Source organism: Albidovulum sp., assembly GCF_049646345.1.
Classification (GTDB): Bacteria; Pseudomonadota; Alphaproteobacteria; order Rhodobacterales; family Rhodobacteraceae; genus Albidovulum.
Genome location: NZ_JBARVQ010000261.1, coordinates 1 through 2,684, shown reverse-complemented (window position 1 = coordinate 2,684; position 2,684 = coordinate 1). Strand labels below are relative to the sequence as shown.

4 protein-coding genes are annotated in these 2,684 nt (G+C 60.4%); 2 read left to right on the top strand and 2 right to left on the bottom strand.

Annotated features, from left to right (window positions below):
* Together WBB85_RS06245 and WBB85_RS06240 are read right to left on the bottom strand one after the other, a co-directional pair.
* A partial coding sequence (locus WBB85_RS06245) for an HAD family hydrolase (RefSeq protein ID WP_432637768.1) occupies positions 1–414 on the bottom strand: 414 nt, incomplete at its 3' end.
* Positions 415–477: 63 nt separating this feature from the next.
* The gene (locus WBB85_RS06240; protein ID WP_432637767.1) at positions 478–1,440 is read right to left on the bottom strand and encodes a DMT family transporter; all 963 of its coding nucleotides are present in this window, start codon (positions 1,438–1,440) and stop codon (positions 478–480) included.
* Positions 1,441–1,641: 201 nt separating this feature from the next.
* Between WBB85_RS06240 and WBB85_RS06235 the strand changes: the two genes are divergently transcribed.
* Both WBB85_RS06235 and phaR read left to right on the top strand, forming a co-directional pair.
* Positions 1,642–1,827, top strand: coding sequence for a hypothetical protein (locus tag WBB85_RS06235; protein ID WP_432637766.1), 186 nt, complete (start codon positions 1,642–1,644; stop codon positions 1,825–1,827).
* Positions 1,827–2,396: a polyhydroxyalkanoate synthesis repressor PhaR gene (phaR, locus tag WBB85_RS06230; protein ID WP_432637765.1), complete on the top strand. Its 570-nt coding sequence runs from the start codon at positions 1,827–1,829 to the stop codon at positions 2,394–2,396. Before WBB85_RS06235 ends, phaR begins: the two co-directional genes overlap by 1 nt.
* Positions 2,397–2,684 lie beyond the last annotated feature (288 nt).

Genomic DNA, 2,684 nt, shown 5'->3' with positions numbered 1-2,684 from the left:
GAGATGCGCCGAGACATAGGCCCGGTCGAATTCATCAAAGAAGGGATAGGGGGTCTTTGCGATCTCGAACGTCTCCGCCCCGAAATTCGTCAGCGCGAAGACTGGCACGCCGCGCGCTTTCAGCGCCCGGAGAAGCCGCACCGACTGCGGGATGACGGGCCCGGCCATCTCGGTCCAGTTGTCGTGCCATTTCACGATCATGTCGGCCCATTCGGAGTGCCGATCAGCCAGTGCGAGGATGGTTTCACGGAACGGTGCACCCCGGTCGATGGACAGATTCATCGCCTCTATCCCGGTCTCAGCGAACATGCGTTCGCGATCGGTGCGCGGCATCAGCCGGTCGTAGAACCCTTCAGGGTTCCAGCCGATCAGCACCCTGCCGATATCGAAGATCACTGCCTCGGGTCGTGCCATTCGCTAAATCCTGTAGCTTCGGCGTAGAAGATTAGCGGCCCCTGCGGCGAAGGAAAGCCCCGATCAGCGGCGGGCGCGGGGATATTCCGGCAAGTCCAGCACCCGGGTTTCGCGGTAGAGCATGTAAAGCCCGCCGCCGATGATCAGGCCGATGCCGAGGATCGCATAGGCATCGGGCCATTCGGAAAAGACCACGATGCCCCAGAAGACCGCCATCGGCATCGAGATATATTCGAAGGGGGCAACGAGTGCGGCCTCACCCAGCCTGTAGGCCTGACTGATCAGCACCCCGGCGGTGCCGTTCGAAAGACCAAGAAGCACCAGAAGCCACCAGTCCCCCGGCGCAGGCCAGACCCATGCGCGCATCAGAAACTCGACCGAGGCATGGCCAGACCCCGCCCATGCCCCGTCGCCGAATATGAGCCCCATCGTGCCCGAGACAAGGATGAACATCGCCTGAATATAAACCGCCATCGTCGTGGCGCGTTCGGTGCCGCCGATCTTGCGGGTCAGGATATGCAACATCGCATAGGCGGCGGCCGACAGCAGCGGCAGAAGCGCGATGGGCCGAAACGCCTCGCTGCCCGGGCGCAGCATGACGAGGACACCGACAAGGCCGAACGCGACCGCGACCCAGCGACAGGGCCCGACGGTTTCGCGCAGAAAGAAGACCGAAAAGACGGTGATCAGAAGCGGGCTGACGAAAAAGATCGCCACGGCCTCGGCAATGGGCATGGCGGCAAGAGCGGCGAAAAAGCACATATTTGCGGTGACAACGCAAAGCCCCCGGATCACATGCATGCCAAGCCGCCGGGTCCGCAGGCTGGCATAGCCGCCCTGTAGCGGCACGAAGACCGCCATCAGCAGACTGATCGCGATCAGGGAACGGATCAGTACGACCTGATGCAAGGCATAATCGCCGCTGAGGAACTTGATCGTCACATCGTTGAGTGAAAAAAGGACGGCAGCCCCCAGCGCACAGAGGACGCCGAGAGCTACTGGGTTCTGTGTGTAGAGGCGCGCCATGGCGGTCATGTGACAGCGATTGGCAGGGCGGCGCAAGCAAAGATGGGCTTGGGCGCGCGGTTTCGTTTTGAGCCGAACTGTGCCTTGGCGGATATACCCTTGGCCAGGAACTAAGCGCGACGCGCGCCGTGCCGGCGCTTATGCGGTCGCGTGCTTTGCATGACCAAAAAGGGACTTTGTTGGCGTAAAGCACGCTAACTGATGGTCGCTGCACTTCCCCAACGCGCAGGCACCCGCCCGGCTTGCGATGCAATGGTGTCAACCTTCGATCAGCCCTGGCAGCAGACCAACATGACGCTTGGGCATGCCTTTTCTTTTGTTGTGTTTTCTGCCGTGCGGCTTAATCTCGCTGCAATGCAAAAGAACGTTCCTGGGGAGGATGGCTGATGGCCGATGTCGCCAAGCCGCTGTTGATCAAGCGCTATGCCAGTCGGCGGCTCTACAACACGGAAACCAGCGATTACGTGACGCTGGAAGATATTGCCGCGTTCATCCGCGACGGGCGCGAGGTGCAGATCGTCGACCTGAAGTCCGGCGACGACCTGACGCGACAGTACCTTTTGCAGATCATCGCCGAGCATGAAAGCCGCGGTGAAAGCGTGCTGCCGATCGACGTGCTGACCGATCTGGTGCGAAGCTATACGACCAACGCGCAAAGCGTGGTGCCGCAGTTTCTGGCCGCCAGTTTCGAAATGCTGCGCGAGGGCCAGTCGAAAATGCTGGAAAACCTGTCGACCTTCCCCAATCCCATGGCCTCGATGCCGGGTTTTGATGCGTTGCAGCGTCAGCAGCAAGCCTTCCTTCAATCCATCATGGGCGGTTTTCCGGGATCTTCGGGCTCGGCCCCCGAGGACAAGCCGGACGAGAAGCCGAAGGCCAAGTCCAAGGTTGGCGAGGATCTGGAAGCGATCAAAAAGCAACTTGCTGAGTTGCAATCCAAACTATCCAAGCTCTGAAAGGCAGGGCGCGGCAGCGTTTCGGGTTTTCAGTAAAGCAGAATTCGAACCTTTTTCGCCCGAACTCTGATGCTTGCCTCATCAACCAAAACTCGAAACGCTATAGCCTGTTGAGGCACCCACGGCTGGAATAAATCAGGGCGATACAAGCACGCCGGGCCTGAGCCCGGGACGCATTCGTTGCCCCCCGCGCCAGTTACGGAGCAGGGCGCAATGCCGTGCTGCGCACTCAATCGCGGAAGTTGCGGCTGTCCTTGATCTGGTCCCAGGCCCAGACGACCTCTTGCA